The 24,494-nt window shown below is 64.2% G+C and carries 27 protein-coding genes and 1 pseudogene; 13 read left to right on the top strand and 15 right to left on the bottom strand.

Annotation, left to right across the window (positions count from 1 at the left end; translation table 11 throughout):
* Positions 1 to 432: hypothetical protein (locus tag QA600_RS17165; RefSeq protein ID WP_345782037.1), on the top strand; the 432-nt coding region annotated here is incomplete at its 5' end.
* Positions 433 to 720: 288 nt separating this feature from the next.
* Here QA600_RS17165 and QA600_RS17160 read toward each other — a convergent pair.
* The gene (locus tag QA600_RS17160) at positions 721 to 987 is read right to left on the bottom strand and encodes a hypothetical protein (protein ID WP_278293163.1); all 267 of its coding nucleotides are present in this window, start codon (positions 985 to 987) and stop codon (positions 721 to 723) included.
* A gap of 242 nt (positions 988 to 1,229) precedes the next feature.
* Here QA600_RS17160 and QA600_RS17155 point away from each other — a divergent pair, with 242 nt between their 5' ends.
* Entirely contained in the window at positions 1,230 to 1,538 is a 309-nt protein-coding gene (locus QA600_RS17155; RefSeq protein ID WP_278293162.1) for a hypothetical protein, read from the top strand.
* Positions 1,535 to 2,089 (top strand): helix-turn-helix domain-containing protein, encoded by a 555-nt coding sequence (locus QA600_RS17150; RefSeq protein WP_278293161.1) that lies wholly within the window; start codon positions 1,535 to 1,537, stop codon positions 2,087 to 2,089. The genes QA600_RS17155 and QA600_RS17150 overlap by 4 nt, the downstream gene beginning before the upstream one ends.
* Positions 2,090 to 2,213: 124 nt before the next feature.
* Here QA600_RS17150 and QA600_RS17145 read toward each other — a convergent pair whose 3' ends face one another.
* Positions 2,214 to 2,867, bottom strand: a complete 654-nt coding sequence (locus tag QA600_RS17145) for a DUF305 domain-containing protein (RefSeq protein WP_278293160.1) — start codon at positions 2,865 to 2,867, stop codon at positions 2,214 to 2,216.
* Positions 2,868 to 3,271: 404 nt separating this feature from the next.
* Here QA600_RS17145 and QA600_RS17140 point away from each other — a divergent pair, with 404 nt between their 5' ends.
* Entirely contained in the window at positions 3,272 to 5,572 is a 2,301-nt protein-coding gene (locus tag QA600_RS17140) for a heavy metal translocating P-type ATPase (protein ID WP_278293159.1), read from the top strand.
* Positions 5,573 to 5,800: 228 nt separating this feature from the next.
* Here the strand turns inward: QA600_RS17140 and QA600_RS17135 are convergent, their stop codons facing one another.
* From QA600_RS17135 to QA600_RS17115, 5 genes are all read right to left on the bottom strand, one after another.
* On the bottom strand, positions 5,801 to 6,157 hold the full coding sequence (locus tag QA600_RS17135) for an SHOCT domain-containing protein (RefSeq protein ID WP_278293158.1): 357 nt from the start codon (positions 6,155 to 6,157) through the stop codon (positions 5,801 to 5,803).
* 374 nt (positions 6,158 to 6,531) lie between these two features.
* A complete protein-coding gene (locus QA600_RS17130) occupies positions 6,532 to 7,275 on the bottom strand; it encodes a nitroreductase family protein (protein ID WP_278293157.1) in 744 nt (247 codons plus the stop codon).
* A 128-nt stretch (positions 7,276 to 7,403) separates the two neighbouring features.
* Entirely contained in the window at positions 7,404 to 8,222 is an 819-nt protein-coding gene (locus QA600_RS17125; RefSeq protein WP_278293156.1) for a transcriptional regulator, read from the bottom strand.
* A 62-nt stretch (positions 8,223 to 8,284) separates the two neighbouring features.
* Positions 8,285 to 9,127: an alpha/beta hydrolase gene (locus QA600_RS17120; RefSeq protein ID WP_278293155.1), complete on the bottom strand. Its 843-nt coding sequence runs from the start codon at positions 9,125 to 9,127 to the stop codon at positions 8,285 to 8,287.
* A gap of 157 nt (positions 9,128 to 9,284) precedes the next feature.
* A complete protein-coding gene (locus QA600_RS17115; RefSeq protein ID WP_278293154.1) occupies positions 9,285 to 10,112 on the bottom strand; it encodes a transcriptional regulator in 828 nt (275 codons plus the stop codon).
* 277 nt (positions 10,113 to 10,389) lie between these two features.
* Here QA600_RS17115 and QA600_RS17110 point away from each other — a divergent pair, with 277 nt between their 5' ends.
* From QA600_RS17110 to QA600_RS17100, 3 genes are all read left to right on the top strand, one after another.
* The gene (locus tag QA600_RS17110) at positions 10,390 to 11,202 is read left to right on the top strand and encodes a CPBP family intramembrane glutamic endopeptidase (RefSeq protein ID WP_278293153.1); all 813 of its coding nucleotides are present in this window, start codon (positions 10,390 to 10,392) and stop codon (positions 11,200 to 11,202) included.
* Positions 11,203 to 11,407: 205 nt separating this feature from the next.
* Positions 11,408 to 12,217 (top strand): succinylglutamate desuccinylase/aspartoacylase family protein, encoded by an 810-nt coding sequence (locus QA600_RS17105; protein WP_278293152.1) that lies wholly within the window; start codon positions 11,408 to 11,410, stop codon positions 12,215 to 12,217.
* Entirely contained in the window at positions 12,214 to 12,525 is a 312-nt protein-coding gene (locus tag QA600_RS17100; protein ID WP_278293151.1) for a hypothetical protein, read from the top strand. The genes QA600_RS17105 and QA600_RS17100 overlap by 4 nt, the downstream gene beginning before the upstream one ends.
* A gap of 251 nt (positions 12,526 to 12,776) precedes the next feature.
* On the opposite strand, the gene QA600_RS17095 is transcribed toward QA600_RS17100, so the two are convergent.
* Positions 12,777 to 13,370: a universal stress protein gene (locus QA600_RS17095; protein WP_278293150.1), complete on the bottom strand. Its 594-nt coding sequence runs from the start codon at positions 13,368 to 13,370 to the stop codon at positions 12,777 to 12,779.
* 48 nt (positions 13,371 to 13,418) lie between these two features.
* Here QA600_RS17095 and QA600_RS17090 point away from each other — a divergent pair.
* Positions 13,419 to 13,580 (top strand): annotated as a pseudogene (locus QA600_RS17090) (asparaginase); the annotation flags it as partial.
* A gap of 365 nt (positions 13,581 to 13,945) precedes the next feature.
* Here the strand turns inward: QA600_RS17090 and QA600_RS17085 are convergent.
* The 6 genes from QA600_RS17085 to QA600_RS17060 all read right to left on the bottom strand — a co-directional run bounded on the left by QA600_RS17085 (position 13,946) and on the right by QA600_RS17060 (position 19,710).
* Complete coding sequence (locus tag QA600_RS17085) at positions 13,946 to 14,839, bottom strand: CBS domain-containing protein (protein ID WP_345782036.1); 894 nt, start codon at positions 14,837 to 14,839, stop codon at positions 13,946 to 13,948.
* A 268-nt stretch (positions 14,840 to 15,107) separates the two neighbouring features.
* Positions 15,108 to 17,090: an FAD-dependent oxidoreductase gene (locus QA600_RS17080; protein ID WP_278293148.1), complete on the bottom strand. Its 1,983-nt coding sequence runs from the start codon at positions 17,088 to 17,090 to the stop codon at positions 15,108 to 15,110.
* 238 nt (positions 17,091 to 17,328) lie between these two features.
* Positions 17,329 to 17,574 (bottom strand): hypothetical protein, encoded by a 246-nt coding sequence (locus QA600_RS17075; protein ID WP_278293147.1) that lies wholly within the window; start codon positions 17,572 to 17,574, stop codon positions 17,329 to 17,331.
* Positions 17,575 to 17,744: 170 nt separating this feature from the next.
* Positions 17,745 to 18,395, bottom strand: coding sequence for a helix-turn-helix domain-containing protein (locus tag QA600_RS17070; RefSeq protein WP_278293146.1), 651 nt, complete (start codon positions 18,393 to 18,395; stop codon positions 17,745 to 17,747).
* Between the two features lie 108 nt (positions 18,396 to 18,503).
* Positions 18,504 to 19,514, bottom strand: coding sequence for a phosphatase PAP2 family protein (locus QA600_RS17065; protein WP_278293145.1), 1,011 nt, complete (start codon positions 19,512 to 19,514; stop codon positions 18,504 to 18,506).
* Between the two features lie 61 nt (positions 19,515 to 19,575).
* Positions 19,576 to 19,710: a transporter gene (locus QA600_RS17060; protein WP_278293144.1), complete on the bottom strand. Its 135-nt coding sequence runs from the start codon at positions 19,708 to 19,710 to the stop codon at positions 19,576 to 19,578.
* A gap of 185 nt (positions 19,711 to 19,895) precedes the next feature.
* On the opposite strand from QA600_RS17060, the gene QA600_RS17055 reads away from it, so the two are divergent.
* From QA600_RS17055 to QA600_RS17035, 5 genes are all read left to right on the top strand, one after another.
* Positions 19,896 to 21,755, top strand: a complete 1,860-nt coding sequence (locus QA600_RS17055) for an aldehyde ferredoxin oxidoreductase family protein (RefSeq protein ID WP_278293143.1) — start codon at positions 19,896 to 19,898, stop codon at positions 21,753 to 21,755.
* Positions 21,755 to 22,036 carry a ubiquitin-like small modifier protein 1 gene (locus QA600_RS17050; RefSeq protein WP_278293142.1) on the top strand — a complete coding sequence of 94 codons (282 nt, stop codon included), beginning with the start codon at positions 21,755 to 21,757 and terminating at the stop codon, positions 22,034 to 22,036. Before QA600_RS17055 ends, QA600_RS17050 begins: the two co-directional genes overlap by 1 nt.
* Before the next feature lie 83 nt (positions 22,037 to 22,119).
* Entirely contained in the window at positions 22,120 to 23,346 is a 1,227-nt protein-coding gene (locus tag QA600_RS17045; protein WP_278293141.1) for an iron-containing alcohol dehydrogenase, read from the top strand.
* 173 nt (positions 23,347 to 23,519) lie between these two features.
* Positions 23,520 to 23,666: a C2H2-type zinc finger protein gene (locus tag QA600_RS17040; protein ID WP_278293140.1), complete on the top strand. Its 147-nt coding sequence runs from the start codon at positions 23,520 to 23,522 to the stop codon at positions 23,664 to 23,666.
* An 87-nt stretch (positions 23,667 to 23,753) separates the two neighbouring features.
* Positions 23,754 to 24,020: a hypothetical protein gene (locus tag QA600_RS17035; RefSeq protein ID WP_278293139.1), complete on the top strand. Its 267-nt coding sequence runs from the start codon at positions 23,754 to 23,756 to the stop codon at positions 24,018 to 24,020.
* A gap of 67 nt (positions 24,021 to 24,087) precedes the next feature.
* Here QA600_RS17035 and QA600_RS17030 read toward each other — a convergent pair whose 3' ends face one another.
* Positions 24,088 to 24,465 carry an SHOCT domain-containing protein gene (locus QA600_RS17030; RefSeq protein ID WP_278293138.1) on the bottom strand — a complete coding sequence of 126 codons (378 nt, stop codon included), beginning with the start codon at positions 24,463 to 24,465 and terminating at the stop codon, positions 24,088 to 24,090.
* Between the last annotated feature and the right edge of the window lie 29 nt (positions 24,466 to 24,494).

The raw sequence follows: 24,494 nt of genomic DNA, 5'->3' as shown, positions 1-24,494 counted from the left end.
TCTGGGGTAGTTACGAGTGATGTCTGGAGAACCGAATTTGGACAAATGAGCATATTTACGCTTCGGTGTTACGAGTGTGGCTGTGAATACGGGTACATCGGTGCGACACCGCACCCCGGTCAGTGTCCATCCTGTGACTCCCACTGCGTTTCTCCTGCAGGTGAACTGACGATTACGGATCTCGATCACTGGCAAAACGCGGCCGGACTGTCGAAACTCCAGATCTACACCATCGACGAGCGGGGTCGACAGTTCGTGTTCAAAATCGTTGCGAACGATAGCACCGGAAAACTGGTGGAAGTGATGATCGAGGGCGTCGGAATCCATCCAGGAACCGACCAGTCAGTTCAATATATTCCGTCAGTAGTCTCGAAGACGGCTACTGTTTTCGGTATAACCGAAATCGAGACGGAATCGACGGTGGCTATGTAACGAGTGCGTTGTAGCGAACGGTACGGTAGCCTCGCTACAGTAGTCGGTGGACGTCGACACGGTTGAAAACCACGAATGTGACCAATCGATACAGCCATGATATCTGGACCTACGTTCTGGTTTTCTGAGTGGTGAGGCCAGCGATTTGCATGTGTCTCTCTTGGTGATAGTCGAGATCATAACGTAACAGATGGCGGCTCGTCTAGATGAGAAAACCCGCGAGACGTGGAAACGATGACACGTGACGAAACCCGCGTTGTCAGCGGATAGTCTCCGATCCGACTTTCTTCACTCGTGGGTTTCGTCTTCGTCCCTCATCTCGAGCACGTTCAGATGCATAATGTGGAGGTGTGTGCCGACGCCGTACAGGAGCAGACCGAGTCCGACGAACAGCGCGGGCATGACGAGTATCTCGTAGGTCGGACGCAAGTCCGGAACCGCGAGCGCCAGAAGCCCAATCAGGAACGTGAGGACGATAATGCTGAACCCGGCCTGGAGGTATCGGTAGCACGTCTCCGTATCCGGTAGCAGTTCGATCTTGTACGTCTCTGTCATATATCTGTGTCCTCACCCTTACAGTACGTCTAGGTTACGTACTCGTGCGATCCTCTCATAACCCGTTCAGACGGTAAGGTCAGCCCGGCGGAGCAGTTGGGCATTGATCGCGACGATAACCGTACTCGCGGACATGAGGACGGCGCCGACGGCGGGCGACAGCAGAATCCCGATCGGTTCGAGGAGGCCAGAATCCCCAGAATGTGTGCTAAATTTATTGGCCCTGCCTCGATAGGGGGGATATGGACCACGCGTTGTTCTATTTGAGCATTCCTTTCGCCATCATTGCCGGCACTGGAGCCGGATTGCTCGCACTTTTGTCGTGGCGAATCTTCCGGGAATCCCCGTTCGGAATGACCATCGGGCTGCTGGTGATCGTGATGTCTGCAGCAACGATCTATCACACGGTTCTACTCACGGTCGGTACGGAGTCGACGGGGTTGCGGGCCTTTCGAGCGGCGATTTATACGATTTTGGCGCTTACGATCTGGATCGTAATCCTTCAAAACAACACCATCCAGAGTAGGGTGAGCCGGAACGAAGAGCTATGATCGAGATAGATCTTTTCACCGGATACATCCTCATGATGGGGATCGTCGCCGGTTCTGGGTTACTCTACCTACTGTATGCGGAGCAGTATGCCATCGAATATGACCCCTTCTTCATCGTCACTATGAGCGGTCTGTTCCTGTTCATAATCGGTGGCCCGCTCTCCGAGGTCGTGTACCCGAACCTCGTGCACTGGATCCACGGGCTTGCCGCGTGTCTCGTCCTGTTTGGACTCTACAGTCCCGTGCAGAACGACCTTCGGAGGGAGCAGTGGACGGAACTTCTCCTGGCGGAACCCGCTCAAATTCGAGCCAGTACGGAATGGATGGTCCCGATGGACGATGCCATTCTTAGCCTGTTCCATTCTTCGGAGTTAGTGCTCACTCCTGCAATCATCGCCTACAACATCGATCACAGCCGAGAAGAGGTGAATCGACGCCTCCGAAAGCTCGAAGAGGCCGATCTGGTCGAGAAGGTCGACCGAGGCAAGTACCGGATGACACCCAACGGTGAAGCGTATCTCTCCGGGGAGTTCAACCCGACTCTCCCGTGACCTGCCCCCTACTCCGTTCGTCAACAACCCGGCCTCGAGGGTCGGAACAGCCGCCTTGACCTCCTGTGAAAATACCGGTCCGAAGTCGGTAGCCGCTCGAAGAGACGAGATGTACCCTCCCGCTTTAGCAGTCCCACCGGTCTTTCCAGCACTCCATCATCTCGATCTCCTCTTGCTGAACGTCGATGATTTCGTCCGCGAGATCGGCGACGCGCTCGGACGCTCCCTCCTCGAGGACGTGTTCGGACATCATGATCGCGCCGTCGTGGTGAACGATCATGTGTTCTGCGAACAGGCAGTCGAACTCCTGTCCTTCGGATTCGCGGAGCTCCTCGAAGTCCTCCTCGGTTAGCATGCCGTCCATCTCCTCGTGATCCATCTCGTGCTCTTCGGGATCGTCGACTCCGGCTTCGCTCAGCCACTCGTGTAGCTGTTCGATCTCCGCTTGCTGGACGTCGATGATCTCCGGACCGAGCTCACACAGCTCTCGGCTGTCCGACCGGCCGGGAATGAGCTCGGCCATTTCGATCGCTTGTTCGTGGTGGGGAATCATCCCCTGCATGAACATCACGTCCGCTTCGTTGAACTCGGAGTCTTCGTCGAAGTGGATGTGTTCTCCGTGTTCTTCGTGATGATCGTGGTCGTCGTCGTGGTGCTCTCCGTGACCCGTTTCATCGTGTTCGTCCTCGTCTTCGCTGGCGGTCGCGAAGCCTGTCAGACCGATTGCGCCCGTCGCTCCCGTGGCGTACAGGATACGGCGTCGTGTTACTCGTCGCATTGTAAGCGGATCCACGGATACGTCCCGCTTCAATGGTGAATATCGTTCCAGTTTCGAAATCGTAGGTGGCTGTTATCGGCCGGTAGAGGCGCTCGTGAGTAACTAGTGAGGTGGTGGTTTCGAGTGCGAACTACGCCCGAACAACTAGTGAGTTCCGGCGAGGGTCCCCCGCAGACAGTCGATTCCACCGCATTCAGATATTCTCGTTCGAGGCGCTTTTGAGGAGGTCTCCTCCTCTCGTGCCCGCCTGCAAGGAACGGCGATACGAACGACTACGGTAAGAAGCGAATCGACCTCGAGCGCTTTCTTTGGATTCGAAGATCCATCCCCGTCGAGAGTCGAATACTGTTAACGACAAGCCGCTTAAAAATGGATCTCGTAGGTTAGCACGAGGTGGACAGACCATGCAAACCGACCAATCGAATTTCGAGCGTACCGATCTCTCCCTTTCGGGAATGTCGTGTACGACGTGCGCCTCGACCATCGAAGAGAGCCTGCAAGACGTCGAAGGAGTCGCCGACGCCTCCGTAAACTTCGCAACCGAGCGAGCGAACGTCCACCACGATCCGGACGTCGACGTCGACACGCTCGTTTCCGCCGTCGACGCTGCCGGCTACGGAGTCCGCGACGAGCTGCTCGAGGACGAACAGGAGATGGAAGACGAGGCGGGGCTGCGAGACATGCGCCGGAGAGCGATTCGTGCGTGGATCGTCACGTCGCCGATCGTTCTTCTGATGGTCTTCATGTGGACGCCGCTGGAGGTCTTAACCGGCTTCCAGATCGACGTTGCGATGTTGGTCTTCGCCACGATCGTCGTCTTCTACTACGGCCGGACGACCCACGAATCCGCGTACAGGGGAGTTCGAAACGGAACGTTCAACATGGATTCGCTGATTTCGATCGGGACCCTCGTCGCGTGGGTGACTGGCGTCATGGTCTTCGTGATGCCGATGGAGAACTACGCCGGCGTCGGTGCGATGATCATGGCCTCGCACAAGGTGGGGACCTACCTCGAGCACCGAGCGAAGGGCCGAGCGAGCGCAGCGATCGAGGGACTGGTCTCGATGCAGGCGGAAACGGCGGCGGTCGAACGGGACGGCGAAGAGGTGGAGGTCCCCATCGACGAGGTCGAAGTCGGCGATGTGATGATCGTTCGTCCCGGCGAAAAAGTGCCCGTCGACGGAACGGTCATCGACGGCCGGAGCAACGTCGACGAGTCGATGGTGACGGGCGAGTCTGATCCCGTCACGAAGGAAGCGGGTGACGAGGTGATCGGAGCGACCGTGAATCAGGCGGGGCTACTCAAGGTTCGTGCGGAGAAGGTCGGTGACGACACCTTCCTCTCGCAGGTCGTCGACCTGGTCGAGGAAGCACAGGGGACGAAGGTTCCGATTCAGGCGCTTACGGATCGAGTGACCAACTACTTCGTGCCGACCGTCCTGGTCCTCGCCGCACTCTCGTTCGTGCTGTGGGTCCTGTTTCCGGACGGGATGGCGGTCATCGCAGGTCTCGGCGAGGCGTCTCTCCCCTGGGTCGACCTCGCACTGGACCCCCTGACGCTGGGAATCTTCGCGGCCGTCGCAGTCCTGGTGATCTCCTGTCCGTGTGCGCTCGGACTGGCGACGCCGACGGCCCTCATGGCCGGGACCGGGAAAGCCGCGGAGAACGGCATCCTCTTCCGCGATGGAGAGGCCATCCAGACGATGAAAGACCTGGATGTCGTGGTGCTCGACAAAACGGGAACGATCACGGAGGGCAACCACTCCGTTACGGATGTCGTCACGGAATCTAGCCGGCAGCCACGCAGCGATGGAGGGAGCACCGTGGCTGATGAGTCGGCGACCGAATTCGACGAGCGAGACGTCGTGAGGCTCGCAGCCTCCGCCGAGCGGGGAAGCGAACACCCCATCGGACAGGCGGTTATCGACTACGCTGAGGAACGGGATATCGAACTGGCCGAACCGGACGAGTTCGATAGCGTCCCCGGAAAAGGGATTACGGCGACGATCGACGGACAAACCGTCTACGTCGGGAATACGACGTTCTTCGAGGAGGTCGGCATCCCGCTCGCCTTCGAGGCGGAGCTGAACGCCCTCGAGGAAGAGGGCAAGACGACCGTGCTCGTCGGAGTCGAGGACGAGGTCGTCGGCCTCGTCAGTACGGCCGATACGATCAAGGAAGAATCATACGACGCGATCCGGGAACTCCACAACCGCGGGCTCGAGACGTGGATGATCACCGGCGACAACGAGCGGACGGCCCGCGCGATCGCCGACGAGGTCGACATCGATCCCGATCGTGTTATGGCCGGCGTCCTCCCGGAGGACAAGATCGACAAAGTCCGGGAGCTACAGGACGCAGGGAACGAGGTTGCGATGGTCGGCGACGGTATCAACGACGCACCGGCGCTGAAGCAGGCGAACGTTGGCGTCGCTATCGGAACCGGTACCGATATTGCCATCCAATCGAGCGACGTCAGCCTCGTTCGAGGGTCGCTCGATGCACTCGTGAACTCGTTTACCCTCTCGGAACGGATCTTCTCGAAGATCAAGCAGAACCTCTTCTGGGCGTTCGTCTACAACGCGGTGGCGATCCCGATCGCCTTCTTCGGGTTGCTCCATCCGGTCATCGCCGTCGTTGCGATGTTTACCTCCAGTCTGTCGGTTATCACGAACTCGGCCCGTCTGCGGAATCTCGAGCTGTAGCCGGTTTCTCTCTCGCTTTGCGGTCTTGTGAGCCGTCGAGCGCGGTGATCGGATCGTCGGGGCCGTGTTCCTCGGCCATTCGCGTTGCTTCGGCAGCATACTGTTCCCGAAGCTCTGGCTCGTCGACGGTTCCGAGATTGGCGGGGGAGACGTCTTCGGCAGCAGTTACCGTCCCCAGCGCCTGTGATGCGACTTCTTTCCGGTAGCCTGACGCGTACTTGTGAGAGGCTACTCCGTGCGCTCGAGGCGCTTCCGACGCTCTTCGAACTCCTCGTCCGAAATTTCACCTCGAGCGTAGGCAACCCGCAACTCCTCGAGCGCCGGATCGGACCGTCGAGCGGCAGGTCGCCGAAGGAGACGGTACAGCAAGTACCCAACTACGAGAACGGTAGCCACCGGAACGATCGCCATGAGAAGCCACATCCACGCCGCCCCGGTTCCGTTCCACGTGCCGCCATCCCACATGTGACCCCACCCCCACAAACCCATCACCGGCATCGCCAGAATCATCATAACGAGCGGTAGCAACAGGATCACGGCGACGAGTATCAGAACCGTCCGAATTAGAGAGTCGTCGGTTGACATACCCGGAGCTACGCTGGTCGAAGTACTCTATCTAACCCTCGAGTCCCACGCAATGAGAAATGCAGATCGGGGGAACGTTCCACCTTCGGAAGGCGATCGTTTGTACGGAGCCGTCTAGTTAGCGGGGTTTGAGAAGCGATCAAGTCCTCGAGCTGGTTTGGAACGATGCTCGCAGACCTGTTCGGCGAGTACTACGCGCCGGAATTTGATGAAGCGCAGGAGGGGGAGCGGACGGCGAACACCCTGATGGGCGTCGCCGTCCAACTCCCCTCGACCGGTTGTTCGATTCGAGACACAAACCGTTCTGAGTCCCGTGCGACCGGAGGACACTGATTTGAAGTAGTTCTCCCGGTCGACTGAGCGTCATCGATCGACTACCCTAGAGGATCGGTCCGTTCCCACCGGTCGTAGAACGCGACCTCGTCCAGCGGACGCCGGTTCCCTCGTCTGAAGCCTTCGCCCTTGAAGTAGGCGACCGGGATCAGCCCAGCTTGCGAAACGCCGTCGGGGACCTCGAGCAGTTCGGCCACCGTCGGCTCCTCCGCCAGGTGTATCATGGTCAGTGACGACCCCAGCCCGCGGCTTCGCAGGGCGAGCATGAAGCTCCACGCGGCGGGCCACACCTCCCCGTAGACGGACGAGGCAGCCATGTTCAACGGGTCCGATTCGTACTCCATGCGATCCCACAGCTCGCGTTCCTTGCTGATCGAACGGGTAGTACAGGGGATCACGTGAACTGGCACTTCGTGCAGGTGTTCGGCAAGATATAGCGACGACGCGGCGACCCTCCGGGTCTGCTCGTCCTCGGGGAGCTCGTCGTCCATCAGCTCGACGAAGGGTTCGAGCGACCGTCGGTAGATCTCCGCCAGTTTCCTGCGGGTTTCCTCGTCGGTGATCACCAGCCAGCGCCAGTTCTGCAGGTTGTATCCGGTCGGGGCCTGGAGTCCAATCTCCAGACACTCGTTTACGACCTCGAGGGAGACCGATCGCTCGAGATCGAGTCGCCGTCGCACTGCCCGCGTCGTCGTCAGCACGTGGTCGATACTGTGCCGGTCGAGGTCGTCGATCCGTATCGGTCCGTCCTCCGCGTTCGCCGTCCGACTATCGGAAGCTGTCATCGTCCCACGTGAAAACGATGCTGCGAACCGGCGTCAATTGCCCGCGTGAAATCGTTTCACCTCGTGAGCCCTCGAGCGCTCGAAAACGAGTTCGGCGTCGTCGGCACCGGTTCGATTCAGCGGCTGGATTACGCGAGCGGATCGACCGAGAGGAGGTCCCCCGCTTCGTCGAGGGGCGTCGCAGCCGCACGATATCGCTCGACGATCGACTCCCCCCACTCGTACGCCCGCGGCGAATCGGTGTCGACGAGCGATCGGATCATCCCGGAGTCCGGCTCGTAACAGCAGACGCTCAGGTGATCATCGGTGAGACAGATACCGCACCAGTCGCTGTTCGGGAGATCGTCGTAGATGTACACGTCGTGAGTGTCCACCTCGGCCGCCTCCGCGACCAGCTCGGGATTCCACGCGTGGACGGACTCGAACACCGCGGGCGGGTAGATCATCGTCACCGCCAGCCCGTCGAAGATGCTCTCGAAGAAGTGCTCGAGGACGCTCGCCTTCAACAGCACCATTCCGAACCCTCGAATCGTCTCGGTGTCGTCTATGAGCTCCCGGTTTCGCTCCATCGGTTCGTACGGATACCCCTGCCCCGGGTACGAGACCACCGCGTCGGCGAGCAAGCCGACCCGAAAGCCGTCGAGTTCGTACGGGAGCCACGGGGAGACGTCGCGAAGTCGGCGCTCGAGCGCCATCGCGTCGACGAACGCCGCCAGTCGGTCGGCGACGAACTCGCCCAGTCCAGTCAGCTGGTACCACCTGCCGTCGCGTTCGATCCAGTGTCGCTCCTCGAAGTCCGCGAGCACGCGACCGATGGTCGGCGACGAGGCACCCGTCGCTTCGCGCAAGTCGTGTCGGTCGCACGGGCGCTCGGCCAGCGCTTCCAGAACCCCGGTGCGGTGGGCGGAACTGGCGAGGAACTCGACCTCCTCGAGTGTCGCACTCATACGGTTGATACTCGGTGACACACCAAAACAGTATAGCCGAAGTTGCGTTCACTGCCGACGGGTCACCGTCGGTCACGGGTGAACGCGAGCACCTCGTTCGTGAACCGGTCCGGCGCCGTAACGTTCGCTTCGTGTCCGTGTCCGTCGATGGTGACGACGCGGCTGTTCGGAAGCGCGTCGGCGACCGCGTCCGTCGCCTCGAGAAGCCACTCGCCGCTCTCGCTACCGGCGACGAGCAGCGTCGGGACGGTCAGCTCCGCGAACCGGTTCGGGCCGAACTCGTAGTCGGCGGCGACTTCCGCTTTCAGCTTGGGGAGGATCGTCTCGAGGAAGGTGTCGACGTACGTCGGCCACGTCGGATCCGTGCGCAGCGCCTCGAGCTCGTCGGGCGTGAGCAGGGCGAGCTCCTCCAGAAAGACCGTGACCGCTCGGTCGTTCTCGCCCTCATCCAGCAGCGCCAGCATGGTCGCGAACACCTCCTCGACGTCGAGCGCGGCTTCGAACCCCGGAACGGCGGGTTCGTGCAGAACGAGGCTGCGGAGGTTGTCGGTCCGCAGGGCCGCTTCCAGCGCGTGGAACGCGCCGCCGGACTCCGCGAGCAGAGCCACGGGCTCGTCGATCGAGTCGACGACCGCGACGACGTCCTCGAACTCCCGTTCGAGCTCGAACTCGCCGGGGTGTTCGCTCTCGCCGTGGCCGCGACAGTCCATCGCGTAGACGGTGTGGTGTTCGGCGAGGGTTTCGCGGACACCGGAGAGATCCCAGTACCGGCGATCGATGCTCGCTCCGTGGACGAGCACGAGCGGTGGTCCTCTCCCCGTTCGTTCGAACGCTATCTCGGTTCCGTCGGCTGACGTGACTGTTTCCGCCTCGGTACCCGCGTCGGACAGTGTGGGTTCGGTCATGGTTCGATCACCTGCCTTCATCTGAAACGACGCCGGGAGCAGACGTGTAACTATCTAGTGAAATATTGCGCGGCGTGCAACCGAGATGCGCCGATCGTCGCACCCGATCGCACACTGGCCGTCGGAGGCTCATCGGACGCCGGCCACCGTAGCCCGGCTACGGAACCGTGAACTGCTCGGGAACCGGCGTCTCGAGTACGTCTTCGTCGACAGGCCGCGCCTCCTCGCGGTACCGCTCGAAGACGGTTCGCGCCCACGATCTGGCCTCGGGCGCGTCGCTGTCGACCCACGCTCGAAGCGCCCTGGTTTCGGTGTCGTGACAGCAGATGCCCACGCGATCGTCGAAGATGTCGATCCCGCAGCGCGTCCTGTCGGGGAGGTCGTCGTGGACGAGGACGGTGCAGTGATCCCGGGCGGCCACTTCTTCGAACCGGTCGGGATCCCAGGCGACGGTCGCCGCCAGGACGGCCGGCGAGTAGACGATTTCGATCTCCGTGCCGTCCTCGACGGCCCGACAGAACGCCTCGTTGGCGACCGACTTGAACACGGTCGCCCCGAGCGCGTGCACCGACTCGCTCTCGTCGACCAGTTGGACCACTCGATCGACCGGTTCGTACGGGTAGCCCGGACCAGGGTAGGAGACGACGGCGTCGGCAAACAACTCCGCTGAGAACTCCTCCATCTCCCGCGGGAGCCACCGCCAGACGTCGCGGAGTTTCAGCTCGGCCTCCATCGCGTCGCGTAGCCGGCCGAAGCGCTCGGCGACGAACTCGCCGAGCGGCGTAAGTTCGTACGTCGCCCCGTTCCGTTCGATCCACCGTCGCTCCTCGAAATCGCCGAGGACGCGTCCGACGGTCGACGCGTGGGCACCAGTCCGCGATCGCAGGTCGGCCCGGTCGCACCCCCGTTCAGCGAGCGCATCGAGTACCCCGACCCGATGGGTCGAACTGGCGATAAACTCGATCTCCTCGATCGGCGATCCCATTGCAGTCGATGGGACGGATCCTGTATTACGTCTTTGGGAGGTGGCGAGCAGTCCGGCAAGGAACGTGATCACCACGCTCGTGCGAGAAAGAACCGATCGGCACCAGTCGCTCGCTCGAGACATCCGCTGTGAGACCCGCTCACTTACGCCGTCTCGCGGACGCAATCGAACACCTTGTCGACGAACTGTCCCGGCTCGTCGCTTATCGCGACGTAGCGGGCGTCGACGGACGGCGCATCAGCAACTTTTTACCAGATGTGATATCAGTTGCTCGAGAATGACCGATACCCGAACCCGAAAATCCTCCGCTCGCGGCGCGATTGCACTGTTCGCACTCGGGATGGTCGGTGTGCTGGCCCTGGCAGTTTACTCCGTCCCACTGTTGCGGGAACTCCCCGAACTGTCGACGGTCTCGTACCCGACACTGGTGGTGCTCGCGTCGGTAAATTCGGCGCTCCTGCTGGTGGTGGCCGTCGCCCTCGGCGCGGTCACGGCCCCGCGCCTCGAGTTCGATTCTCACGTGTTCGCGTGGGCGGCCGGCCGCAGTCCGAACTGGGGCGAGATACGCGACTCGCTTCCGCTCGCGGCGGCGCTGGGCACGGGACTGTTCGTGCTCGTCGCCGTCCTCGACGTCGCGTTTGCACAGTTCACGCAGTTCCCCGCCGGCGACACCCCGACTGACGCGGAAGCCCTGAGCGAACTCTACGCGTCGGTTCCGATGCGGCTGCTCTACGGCGGCATAACCGAGGAAATTCTCCTGCGCTGGGGGTTCATGGCACCCCTCGCGTACGTCCTCTGGTGGGGCCGAAACAGGGTCGGCGACGCGACCGAGGCGCCGTCCGGGACGATCGTGTGGGTCGCCATCGCGGTGAGCGCCGTCGCGTTCGGCGTCGGCCACCTGCCCGCCCTCGCCTCGATGACCGAGCTCACGGCTCCGCTGATCGTCCGAACCGTTCTGCTGAACGCGCTCGTCGGCGTCGTTCTCGGCTGGCTGTTCTGGCGGCGGTCCCTCGAGACCGCGATGATCGCACACGCCGCATTTCACGTCGCCCTCGTCGCCGTCTCTACCGTCCTGATCGTGGTAGCCTGAGCCGACGTGACCGCCGACCAGAGGCGACTGACCGCCGACCAGAGGCGACTGACGGCCGCGCTGGTACGACACCGCGGTAGTACTCGAGTGTGCGCTCTCTCCATTTGCGCGTCGAGATCACCCAGATACGGGGTAGCCGTACCCAGCGTTTCGTATCGTCCAGCCGACACACGATTTATCTTCACGCGCTCGAGAAGGAGCACACATGAAGCGACGCACGGTGCTCGGCGTCGGGGCCGCGACCGCCGGCCTGGTCGCGGGCGCGAGCGTCCTCCGCTCGAGGGGCGAGTCGCCGGGACCGCGCGAGCCGGCCTCCCCCCACTCGTCGATGGACCTCGAGACGCGCCCGGTCATGGAGGGAACCGACCGGGAGACGCCGCTGTTCGAACTCGGGGCGCCGGAGTCGGGCCCGACGGCGATCGTCTTCGGCGGGATCCACGGCGGCGAGACGAACGGCTACCGGGCTGCCGAGGAGGTGATCGGCTGGGGGATCGAACAGGGAACGCTAGTCGTGATCCCCTGGGCCGAGATCGTCGCCATCGAGCGAAACACCCGCGACGGTCCGGAGGGGGATCTGAACCGAAAGTTCCCCTCCGGCGAGGAGCCGACGACCGAACTCGCCCGGGCGCTGTGGGCGGAGGTCGAACGCTACGATCCGGACGTCGTGCTCGACCTGCATCGCTCTCGAGGGATCTACAACACCCACGACCGGTGGGTCGGCCAGGCGATCTTTCCGACGGGAGCGGGCAACGCCCCCGACGACGCTAGGGCGGTGATCGAGCATATGAACGACGAGCACGTTCCGCGGCTCATGCTCCCCCACCGGTTCACGATCGGGAACACGCTGACCGGCTCGAACCCGCTGTTGGTCCACAAGGTCGGCGGCGACCTCGAGCGCCCCGGCTTCCTCGTCGAACTCACGGACTTCATGCTCGACCCGGCGACGCAGGTGCGCTGGACGATCGAGATCACGGAACGGCTGCTCGAGCGCTACGGCCTCGAGCGGATCGCATGAACGAGTATCGCGAGTTCGCGGTTCAGGTCCTGTTCGGACCGGCAACGGTCGTCGCGTTCTGCCTGCTGTTCGTCCCCCTGACCCTCGGCGTCCTCGACACCCGGCTGATGACGCCGTTCGCGGCGCCGGGATACGCGCTCCTGCTCGCGATGACCGTCGTCGGAAGCTACGTGCTCCCGCAGTACGGCCTCTGGATCTACTGGCTTCCCTTTACCGTCGTCTGTTACGGGATCGCGGCGGCCGTCGGCGGACTCTACTACGGGATCCGTGCGTTTCGGGACTCGAGCGGATCCGCGTCCGCATCCTGAAGGCCGGCACGAGCGATCGTCCTCGAAGCGATCAAGCGACGCGATTCCCGTCCGGCCTACAGGCTGGGGTTACCCTACTGTCTCGAGATGGTAGTCCGGTTTTCGCCATCGCGGACTCGTGGCACTGCCCGGTGTAGACGCCTCGCTCTCGAAACGGAATTCCGTCCCCTGCTTCCGGACGATCGCAACGGGGGCGGACGACACCGGTAGTAGGGAGACGCGTCTTCGCGAGTCGGTCCACGATCCGACGACTACGACCGACCGGATTCCCGAACCGAGATCACGGGTCGGTCCACCGATCGCAAGATTTCCTGGGAGACGCTGCCGAACAGCGCCTGCCGGGCGGGAGAGCGATCGCGGCCACCGACCACGACGAAGTCGGGATCGGCGTCCTCGACCGCGGCCAGGACCCGTTCGGTCGGTTCGCCGACGTCGCCGCGGATCTCGTAGTCGATGCCGGCCTCCTCGAGCGCCGTGACGAACTCCCGAATCAGTTCCTTTCGCTCGAGAACCGTCTCGATCCCCTCCGGGGACGGCGATTCGGTTCGTGCAGCGGCGTCGCCGCTCTCGGACCACGCTTTCACCCACTCCGGAACGTCGCCCTCGATCCCCGGCTGGGTGGCCGGTTCCGTCTTCGACCACCGTTTTACCCACTCGCTGGACTCTTCGCCGCTCGCCGATTCGGTCTGTGAAACCGCCTGTCGGTACGTCTCGTCGGTGAGGACGTGAACGAGCACGACCGTCGCGTCCGTCGGGGCGGCGAGGTCGATCACGGCGCCGGCGATTTCGTCGGCGCGTCCCCGATCCTCCTCGCCGACGGTCACCAGGATCGTGTCTACGCTCATGCGGGTCTCTTCGACCCCGAGGGAAATAGTGCTATCACCCCGCTCGAGCTCGCCCCGATCTACGGCAACGGCGGTGGCGAGACGCTTCGGAACCACGGCGCAATCAGCGGCGACGATCTGCCGGCACACAAGGTGCGGATCAAACTGCTGCTGGCGCTCGAGGCGTACGACGACCTGGAACGTATTCGGGGTTGCTGCGCGGAGTGGTAAGCGTAATCGGCCGACCCGTTCGCGGTCCGATTCGCGAGATACTCGAGGCCTGTGATGCCGTCCCGATAGGATCGTTCCCGAGCGGGAGGGAACTCGACTCCGATCGACAACCGGTAACGACGATCTCGTCGGCAGCCTCGAGAGCGGAGCCGCCGAATCGCTGGGCCCCCCACCGCTGACGTCGGTCGGTCGTCGGCGTAGCGGTCCAGGTGGTAGCCGTCGCGGTCGTAGATCCGCACAGCGCCGGCGGTGCTGTTTTCTCGGGAAGCCACGAGGTAGCTACACATCCTCGGGATCCGCGATCACGAAACAAGCCGATGTCAACCTCCTCTCGAGTCTGCGGCGCTCCGCGTCGCTGTTCCTCCCTAGGCGATCGCTTCGACCTCGACGGTCGCCGTTTCGGGTTCGTCGTCGACCAGCACCGTCGCCTCTCCCTCGAGAACTCGTTCGCCGTCCGCATCGAGGACGTCGGTCGTTAGTTCGAACTTCCGATCGCCGATCTCGCCGACGATCTCACAGACCGCCGTAACGCGCTCACCGAGGTCGACCGGCCCCAAAAATGCCAGATCCTGGGAGACGTAGATGGTGACCCCAGGAAGCCTGGCGAGGGCGGCGCTGATGAGCCCGCTCACGAGGGTCCCGTGGACGATTCGCCGGCCAAACCGCGTCTCACCGGCGTAGCGCTCGTTGAGGTGGAGTCGGTTGGTGTCGCCCGACGCCGTCGCGAACGACCGCACGTCCGCCTCGGAGATAGTTTTCGAGAACTCGGCCCGGTCGCCCACGCTCAGACCGTCGGCGGAGACCGTCGAACAGTCGAACGTCCAGTCGGCGAGTTCGTACTCGGTCTCCTGTCTGGCGCGGTACTGGGGCCTCGACTCGGGATCAGTGGCGAGCGTCCGACGGTGAAAGACCTGCGGGGCGTACCGGATCACGTCGTCGGTGCTCACCAGGCCGACGAGACGGTCGTCCTCGACGACGACCAGTCGAGCCACTCCGTGGTCGTGCATGGTTTCGAGGGCGTCCTCGAGTTCGGCGGCCGGATCGGTCGTCGCGACCGGTGTGGACATGACGCTATCCAGTGACCGTTCGCGCGGCAACTCCTCTCGGTCGAGCGCCCGGATGAGATCAGTTCCGGTGGCGATGCCGACGACCTCGTCGTCCTCGACGACCACTATCGAGTTGATCTCCTCCTCGAGGAGGGTCCCCGCGGCGTCGGCGACCGTCTCGCTCGGCGTCGCCGTGACTACCGGCGTGCTCATGACGTCTGCGACGCGGATCGGATACGACATGGTAGAGATGTAGGCTGGCGTCGACCATAGTATGGTGGCCCGGTTTTCACCATTGTGGAGTCGGAGACTGGACTGCCATCGAACGGTCGTTCGCGTCTCGCCGATCGAGGCCGGCCACCTACACCCCGAACGACCCGAACGCGAGCCGCTTGCCACGACCGAGGGGGCTGTTCCCACGTCACTTCCCCGTGATCGCTCTCGTCCGCCGATAACTGCGACGGTCACGGTCGGACGTCGATCACGGCCGCGGACTGAAGGTCCGGTACGGATCGCCGATCGAGATGCCGGCCTCGGTGCCGTCGAGGGTCGCGCGGTAGACGTCCCGGGACTCCCGAGCGTCGCCGACAACGTAGACCGGTGCGGGGTACTCCTCGAGTTCGTCGGCGAGGCCGTCGTTCGGTTCGTGTCCCACCGCGAGCACCACGCGGTCGGCCTCGTAGGCGGCCTCCGAGCCGTCGGGACGGACGGTGGTCACGGCCTCCTCTTCGATGGATAGCACCGTCTCTCCCGTGACGAGTGCGACGTCGTCGTTCGACTCGAGAGTCTGGAGCACGTCGATGCGGCTGATCCGTTCTTTGTCCGGCGCGATCCGATCGGCCTGCTCGACCACCGTAACCGCACAGCCCCGGTCGGCCAGGAACCTGGCTGTGTCACAGCCCACGTCCCCGCCACCGACGACGACCACCGTCTCGTCAGCGACCGAAACGGAGCCGTCGACGACGTCCCACGACTGGACGACGTGGGACCCGTCGGCTCCCGGAACGCTGATCCCGCGAGGACGGGCCCCGGTCGCGACGACGACGGCGTCGGGGTCGACCGTCTCCACCGTCGCTCGATCGACGTGCTCTCCGAGCCGGACGTCGACCGGACGACGCTCGAGCTGGGTCTCCAGATGCTCGAGGTACCACCCGTTTTTCCTCTTTCCGGGCGGGGCGGCCGCGAGGTGAAGCTGCCCGCCCACCTCCTCGGCCGCGTCGTACAGCGTGACGTCGTGTCCCCGGTCGGCGCTTCGGATGGCTGCCCGGAGTCCCGCCGGGCCGGCGCCGACGACGAGCACCCGCTGGCGCTCCGGTGCGGGCCCGATGGTGGCGAACTCCCGCTCGCGGCCCACCGTCGGGTTGACCGTACAGCCCAGCTCCCTGTCGGCGAAGATTCCCTCGCCGATACAACCGATGTTGCAGCCGATACACCGGTTGATCTCTTCCGCGCGGCCCTCTCGAGCCTTGCGCGCGAAGTGTGGGTCCGCGATGTGACCGCGGCCGACGGCGACGAAGTCGGCGTCGCCGTCGGCGAGCACCGCCTCGGCCGTCTCCGGCTGGCGGATCACCCCGACGGTGACGGTCGGGACGTCGACGGACTCGCCGATCGCCGCGGCGTACTGAGTGCGCCAGGCTTCCTCGTAGCTCATCGGCTCGAGGACGCGGGTCGGCACGCCGTAGGCGCCAACCGTGACGCTGAAGGCGTCGACGCCGGCCGAAGCGAGCAGTTCAGCCATCTGCGTGGCTTCCTCGAGGCCGTAGCCGTCGTCGACGAACTCGTCGGCGCTCAGCCGGAACGACAGTGCGAGGTCGTCGCCGACCGCGTCCCGAATCTCCTCGACGATCTCCGTCGGGAACCGCATGCGGGCCTCGAGATCGCCGCCGTAGCGGTCGTCCCGCTGGTTGTTCCGCGGGGACATGAACTCCTGGATGAGGTAGCCGTGCGAACCGTGTAGTTCCACGCCGTCGAACCCCGCTTTCCGGGCGCGTCTCGCGGCGTCCACGAAGCGCTCCACTATCGATTCGACCGCTTCGGTCTCGAGGACCTGGGGATCCCGGGCGTTGTACACGTTCTCGACGCTCGAGCAGACTACCGGTTGGATGCCGCCGGTTTTCTTCACCGTGGTCCCGCCGCCGGCGTGGTGGAGCTGGACGAACGCGTTCGCCCCGTGCTGTTGGATACGCCGGGCGAGCTTCGAGAGTCCCGGAACGCAGCCATCGTCGGCGATCGAGAGCTGGTTGACGATCGCGCGTCCCCGCGGGTACTCGACGGCCGCGGTACCGACGGTGACGAGCCCGGCCCCTCCGGCTGCGCGTTCCGCGTAGTAGTCGAGCAGTCGGTCGGTGGCTTCTCCGGAGCCGGTGGCGTAATTCGTCCCCATCGGCGCCATGACGAGGCGGTTTCGGAGTTCAATGGGACCGATGCTTGCAGCGTCAAACAGGTGTGGAAAGTCTGAAGCCATGATGGTGTGGACCGAAGAGGGCGTGCGGTGGGCTACTGTCTATCGGTTTCGGCATAAACTTCGGTGAGGTTCTCACTCTTCTCGGCCGGTGAGACGCTACTGTATCCGAGGAATGCGGGGTGCGCGGAGGGTGGACGGGCCCGCTCCCATCTCCCGCGACCCCGCGCGGTCGGCCTCCGCCCCTGGAAGGCTTCCAGGGAAACAGTGCAAAGCCCGCGACGTCAGTCGTGGGCGGACGTCAGTCGAGCGCCTCGAGGAACTCGTCGAGCGTGTCGGTGAGTTCGTCGACCTGCTTGCCGTCCTCGTTGGCGGAGTAGCGAACGATGTAGACGTCGTTCTCGTTGGCGTCGTGTGTGCCGTCGACCTCCTCGATGCCCTTCCAGATCCCCGTTACTTCGACCTCACCGTGCCGTTCGTGGTTGTAGGTCTCCCCCCGTTCGACCACCTGTTCGCCGTTCGATCCCGGTTCGTCCGACTCACCCATGGATTTGGTCTCTGTAACGGGTCTTCGTTCCGACTGCCTCCCCTCCCCCGGCCGTAGCGTCGCCCCGCTCCAATCGGGTCGACACCTGGCGCTGGCGTTCCCTCATACCGTAGCGTTCGTACGGGTCGCCCCTGAGTTTGACTTTTGCTCTCATAATATGTTTATAAGTATTAGTCGGATGGGCCAACCAACGTGCTCGCGATCAGCCGTCTGGTTCCGCGCTGGAGCCGAGAGGCCAGCGCCTGCCGGGAGATCTCGAGTTCGTCGGCGACCTCCCTCTGGGTAACCTCGCGCGGGGAGTCGTAGAATCCGCGGGCGTACGCCAGCGTCAGCGCCTCCCGCTGGGCTTCGGTGAGGTCGTACTCCTGGCCCGACTCGAGCGGCGAGAGTGCGTGGAGCTGGGTCAGCTCCACCGGGATGTCGTGGCGTTTGCAGTAGGATTGAAAGTCGGACACGTCCCGCTGTTCGGTCCCGCGGACCTCGAAGGTCCACTTTCCTTCCTTGCCGACGGCCGAGACGAGCCCCACGTCGGTCTCGAGGATTGCGGTGAGGACGCTCTCGTACTCGAAGTCCCAGTCGATGCGGACGAACACTGCCCCGTCAACGTCGTCGACGATTCGGAGGTCGTCGATCCCCGGGTGGTCGATCCCCTCGAGATCGATCTCCGACGACTCCCCCTTCTGCAGCCAGAAGTACGGGATCAACACGTCGTTCGTCGGAACGACTCGATCCAGCTCGATCCTCGCTGCCGGAAACTTCGAGAACACCTCGGCGAGCGGGAATTCACCCTCTGTCGCGGTAAACGAGGCTTCGATCGCCATAGCGACACTCGTCGCGAGCAGGGAAAGGTCTGCCGCAGACGTCGGGGCTCGATGCCGGCGACGGATCGTTCGAGAGGTGCTCGCTCGAGCACTCTGACCGGAGCGTAGTCAGTCGCCGGCCTCCCGTTCCGGAGTCGGATCCTCGCCGACGGCGCCCGGATCGACGGTACGACCGCTGAACGGCAACGCCCGCTGCAGTTTCCGGACCGCTCGCGAGTCGTCGAGCTCGGCCGCGACGTATGGTGCAGCGATCGCACCCCCGAAGGCGACCGCGAACCCGACCGTCTCGAGGATCGCGAGCAGGCTCACCGTCACCGTTCCGGCGACCACGAACCCGCCCTCGACAGCAATCAGCAGATCGAGCAGCCTGACGACCGCCAGCAGCGGGAGCACGAGCAGCCCCAACAGGAGCAGGGAGGCCCCCAGCGGCTCGGCGTCCCGATTCTCGAGGAGCGGCCACGTCACGAGTCCGCCCAGCGAGGCCCCGATCGCCATCGTGGTGTACTCCTCGGAGCCGAGAAGGAAGGCGGCGACCGCGATCGCAAGCGAGAGCGCGAACATCGGCGTGACCGACCGGTTCGTGATCCGGAGCGCGACGGCGACGAGTCCGAGTCCCAACAGCGCGCCGAGGGTCACGTCACCGAGGTAGTGGACCCCGATGACGACCCGCGAGAACGGGATCGTGACGATCAGCGCAGCCGCAACCGCGTAGCGCTGCCAGCGCTTCCCGGCACCCATCACGGCCGCCAGCGCGCCGTAGACCGCTGCGGCACCCATTGCGTGCGCGCTGGGCGTACTCCAGCCCGGGTACGTCTCCGGTGCGAACGCCAGCGGTGGGTCAGCCGCGTACAGCGGTCGCTGCACCTCGAGGATTCCCTTGAGTCCCGCGACGAGCGCGAGGGTCGTCACGGCGATCGCGAGCACCATCGCCCGATCGTGGCGGTCCTCCGCCGCGCCGAACCAGTACAGCAGGGCCGCGACAGTCACGAGGGTCGCGCCGTCGCCGAGGGCGGTTAGGATTCCGAACGCTTCGACCGCGATCGATGGCAGCGCCTCGTTGACCGCTCTGTTCACCTCCGGGTCGAAGAAGAACGTGGGCAGGTCTTGCCCCTCGCTCATCGTCCGTATCGTTTCGAGGACGACTTACTTGACTCTGGGGCCGGCTCACCTCGCGAACGTGTTAGTTTTCGGTGAATCGTCTGAGTCCGAGGCCGACGGTGGTCAAGAGGGCGCCGAGGACGATTCCGAGTGGCGGCGGTAGCGGAACGACCCTCGCGACGCCAACGAGGATGACGATGGTCGAAAGTCGAGTCACGGGGAACGTATCGCGGCTATCTGGAAAAAGCCACTGCGCGCGTGGGCGACGGGCGATCGTGTATGTCGAACGAAAGTGACGTCCGTGGACCCTTCTCGATGCACCGACGACCCTCGACGTTCATACGGCACGCAGGAACACTGCCGATGAATTAAGGGGCCCTCCGCCGTACAGTGTTCGTATCAATGTCCGAGACGCTCCCCTCGGTGTACGGCGGCGAGATCCTCCACGTCGACCTCGAAACCGGCGATAACGAGATCGAATCGATCGACCCTCAGGACGCCCGGCGATTCCTCGGCGGGAACGGGTTCGTCGCCAAGCAGGTCGCCGAACACGTGCCCGTCGACGCGGACCCGTTCGATCCGGAGAACGTGCTGGCGCTGGCGGTCGGCCCAATGAACGCCACCCCGTTCCAGTCGACGTCGCGCGGCGTCGTCGGCTTCGTGAGCCCGATGACGAACGGCTTTTTCGACTCGACGTTCGGCGGCACGTTACCGCAGGCGCTGAAGACGACCGGGTTCGACGGCGTCGTGCTCCACGGCGCCGCCGAGGAACACTCGTACGTCGTCGTCGATGAGGACGGCGCCGAGGTGAAGTCGGCCGACGGCCTCGAGGGAACCGAGACCTACGAGACGTGCGGGGAGATCCGCGACCGCGAGGGCGTCGGCTACGACACGCACGTCCTCGCGAACGGGCCGGCGGGCGAGAACCAGGTTCGGTACGCCTGTTTAGTTCACGAGTCGAAGCTTCGCGAGGGCGTCGCCGGCCGCGGCGGCGCGGGCGCAGTGCTCGGCTCGAAGAACGTAAAGGCCATCGCGGTCCAGGGCGGCGACTTCCAGCCGGAACCCGCTGGCGACCTCCAGGGGCGAGCAGTCCAGCAGATGGGGCGGCTGATGGAGGAGACCGAGATGCTCCAGGAGTACGGTACTTCGGGGCTGGTCAACCCGATCAACGAGATGGGCAAACTCGGCCATCGGAACATGCAGACCGAGCAGGCCGACGCCGAGGATGCCGAGGCGGTAAGCGGCGAGACCCTGTACGAGGAGTACGTCACCGAGGACACCACCTGCGCGAACTGCGCGGTCAAGTGTGGCAAACACGTCTCGGTCGAAGCCGAAGGGATCACCGAGGGGAAGATCCCGGAGTTCGAATCGCTGTTCGGGACGGCGACGCTCCAGGAGGTCTACGACCCCGAGCGCGTCATCAAGGCCAACGACCTCTGTGACCGCCTCGGCATGGACACGATCTCGTGGGGCGTCACGGTCGCGTTCGCCCGGGAGTGCTACGAAAAGGGCCTGCTCGACGACGACGACTCGCCCCACCTCGAGTTCGGGGACGCCGACGGGCTGGTCGAACTCGCCCGGAAGACGGCCGAGCGCGAGGGCTTCGGCGACGACCTCGCCGAGGGCTCGTTCCGGCTGGCCGAGTCGCTCGACGACGAGGCCGACCGCTACCTCTACGGCGCCAAGGGTCTCGAGTTCGCGGCCCACTCCGCACGCGGCCTGAAGGGGATGAGCATCGGCTACGCCACGGCGACCCGGGGTGGCTCTCACCACGACACCCGACCCACCCTCCAGTACGACGGCAACCACGACGAGACGACCAAGGGAACCCCCGAGTTCGCCGCCCGGACCCAGCACTTCACCGCGCTGGGCGACTCGCTGACCCAGTGTCGGTTCGTCAGCGAAGCGGGCTGGGGCGCCCGGGTCAACGAGCGCTACGCGGAGGCGATCAGCCTCGCGACCGGCTGGGAGCTCTCGACGGAGGACGTCGAGGCGATCGGCGAGCGGATCTACAACCTCGAACGCCTGATCAACGTCGCCCGCGGCGTCGCTGACCGCGGGACGGACACGCTCCCCCACCGGACGATGCACGAGCCGATCCCCGACGGCCCCTCCGAGGGGATGTACTGTCCACCCGAGGAGCTCGAGGGGATGCTCGACGAGTACTACGAGTTCCGCGGCTGGAACGACAACGGACATCCGACGACCGACACCGTCGAGCGCCTCGACTTATCCGATGTCGCCGAGCACGTCGCCGACTGATGGAGCTCGAACTCCGGTACTTCGCGATGATTCGCGAGGCCGTCGGCGAGCGGACGACGACTCGTGAGTTCGACTCGGGAACGACCGTTCGGGACGTCCTCGCCACGCTCGAGGACGACCATCCCGACCTCGAGGGGACGCTGCTCGCCAACGACGGGGCGGTTGCCCGAAGCATCACCGTGTTGCGAAACGGCACCAACGTTACTCACTTCGAGGGCGGCGCGACCGAGCTGGCCGACGGCGACACGCTCTCGATCACGCCGCCTGTGACCGGCGGGTGAACGGCTCCGGACCTCGGTGAGCGACCGCCGTCGTCATCTATAATGGTGAACCTTCTTGAACACGCTTTGCGTTGGCACAACACATGTCCGAGCTCACGCACGGAACGCGCACCGTGGTCTCGCCGGGAAAGACGCTGTTCGGCATCGACGCCAGCGAGCGGATCGGCGAGTACGCCGATCGATACGGGGAGACGGCGCTCGTGGTCGCCTCCGAGATGATCTACGACATCCACGGCGAGCGAATCGTCGAGAACCTCGAGGCGAGCGGCGTCGAGACGGCGCTGTACACCGGCGTCAGACCCGATCCGACGGTCGAGAACGTGGAGAACGCCTTCGAGGTCTGGGAGGACCGAGACTGCGACGTCATCGTCACGCTCGGGGGCGGCTCCTCGATCGACGTCGGCAAATCGGTCGGCATCCTCGCGGCTAACGACGGCGACCTCCGGGAGTTCGGCGTCGACAAGGCGGGCTACGAGGGCGTGCCGAACCCGGCGCCGCCGATTCTCGCGGTCAACACCACGGCGGGAACCGGCAGCGAGACGACCCGAACGGCGGTGCTGACCGACGAGTCCACTGCCACGAAGTTCATCATCGTCTCCGAGAACATCGTTCCTGACGTCGCCATCGAGGACCCCGAGCTGACCCGGTCGCTTCCGAAGAGCCACACCGCGTTCACCGGAATCGACGCCTTCGCCCACGCCATCGAGGCGTTCACCTCGGTCGAGAGCTACCCCATTACGGACGAGTACGCCCGCAGCGCGATGGAGCGCATCGTCGACTCGCTGCCGGCCGCCTGGGCAAACGGGGACGACATCGAGGCTCGCTCGGAGATGATGATCGGGCAGTTCCACGCCGGCAAGGCCTTCGGCAACTCCTCGGTCGCGCTCATCCACGGGATGGCCCGTCCCCTCGGCGCACAGCTCCATATCCCCCACGGGCTGGCGAACGGACTCATCCTCCCCTACGTCGTCGAGTTCAACCAGCTGGCCGCACCCGGGAAGTACGCCGAGGTCGCTCGAATGCTCGGAGTCGCCGACGAAACCGACGCCGACCGCGTGGCCGCACGACGGGCCAGTGACGGTGTCGAGCAGCTCTGTGAGGATATCTCGCTCACCGGCTATCTCGACGAGTTCGGCGAGGTTCCCGACCGCGAGGCCTATCTCGAGGTCGTCCCGAGGATGACCCAGGACGCCTTCGACTCGGGCTCGCCGGACAACAATCCCCGAAAGCCGACCCGGGACGAACTCGAGGCGCTCTTCGAGCGGGTGTACGACGACGCGCTCGCGCCCGACAGCCGGCGCCGGTCCTGAGCCGCTCGGTAACTGCTCGAGGGACTCCCGTAACGCGGCCTCGACGCGCCGACGAGTTGCGGACACTCGATTCGGCGCTGGGACCCATTCCATGACCGAACCGATGACCGAACACCCATCGTGTGCAACGTTCACAATTATTGTGGCGGATGTTAGGACAGGCGTGTATGGTAATGGATCCGCGAGACGACGAGAACGTCGAAGAATCGAGTGCGTTCCCCTGCCCGGTCTGCGAGGAGGCCTTCGACTCCCAGCAGAAACTGGCGGAACACGGCGAGAACGAGCACGAAGATACTGATATCGGTTCGAAACAGCCCTGATCGAACGCTGGCGTACGCACGGCAGGAATTCGGCGGGTACAATTAAGTAATACGGCGTTGATAAGTATGGATAACGGAGAGTTGACTGTGTCTCTCACTGACAACCCACGCCCGCCGCTCCCGTCGTGGATCACGGACGCCTACGAGGTGCTGTCGACCCGGATCGTCGACTCGAGCACCGGCCACGACGAGGTTCCGGCAATCGATCGCGAGCGGGCGGTGACGATCCTCACCGAAGTCGAGGAGCCCGCGCTCGAGCGGGTCGACGCCGAGCACGCGATCACGCGGCTGCTCGAGCGGGGCTACCTCTACGAAGTCGACGGCGAGCTGCGCGTGACCAGCCGCTCCGACTGACCGTCGACGTCGCGACCCGCGTTCGCCCCTGTAAGGTATGAGGTTCCACCAGCACTGAGCGGTCGGCTTAGGGCCGTTCGTCCTCGCTTCGGAGCCAATTCCGGCGCTTTTCGAACTCCTCGTCGGAGAGGTCTCCGCGAGCGTACGCGACTCGTAGCTCCTCGAGTGCCGGATCCGAGCGACGACTCGAGGAGCCGACGAGAGCCCTATACAGCAGGTAGCCGTCGCCGAGGATTACAGCCAGCGGGAACAGCCACAACAGGACTGTGAACCACCCTGCGGTTTCGTTCCGGGTCCACACGTGGCTGCCGCCCCTCAGTCCCATCATCGGAACGGCCAGCAGCATCAGCAAAACCGACAGCAAGAACAGGACGGCGAGAACGAGCAGCAGGGTTCGGACGACTGTTTCGTCGGCAGCCGTACGGGGACGTTCGACGGCGATCACCAACGTATCGAACGGGTGCTTTCGCGGCC

This window comes from Natronococcus sp. A-GB1 (assembly GCF_029688845.1).
Classification (GTDB): domain Archaea; phylum Halobacteriota; class Halobacteria; order Halobacteriales; family Natrialbaceae; genus Natronococcus.
The sequence above is the reverse complement of the archived record's forward strand: the minus strand, read 5'-3'. Positions and strand labels throughout refer to the sequence as shown.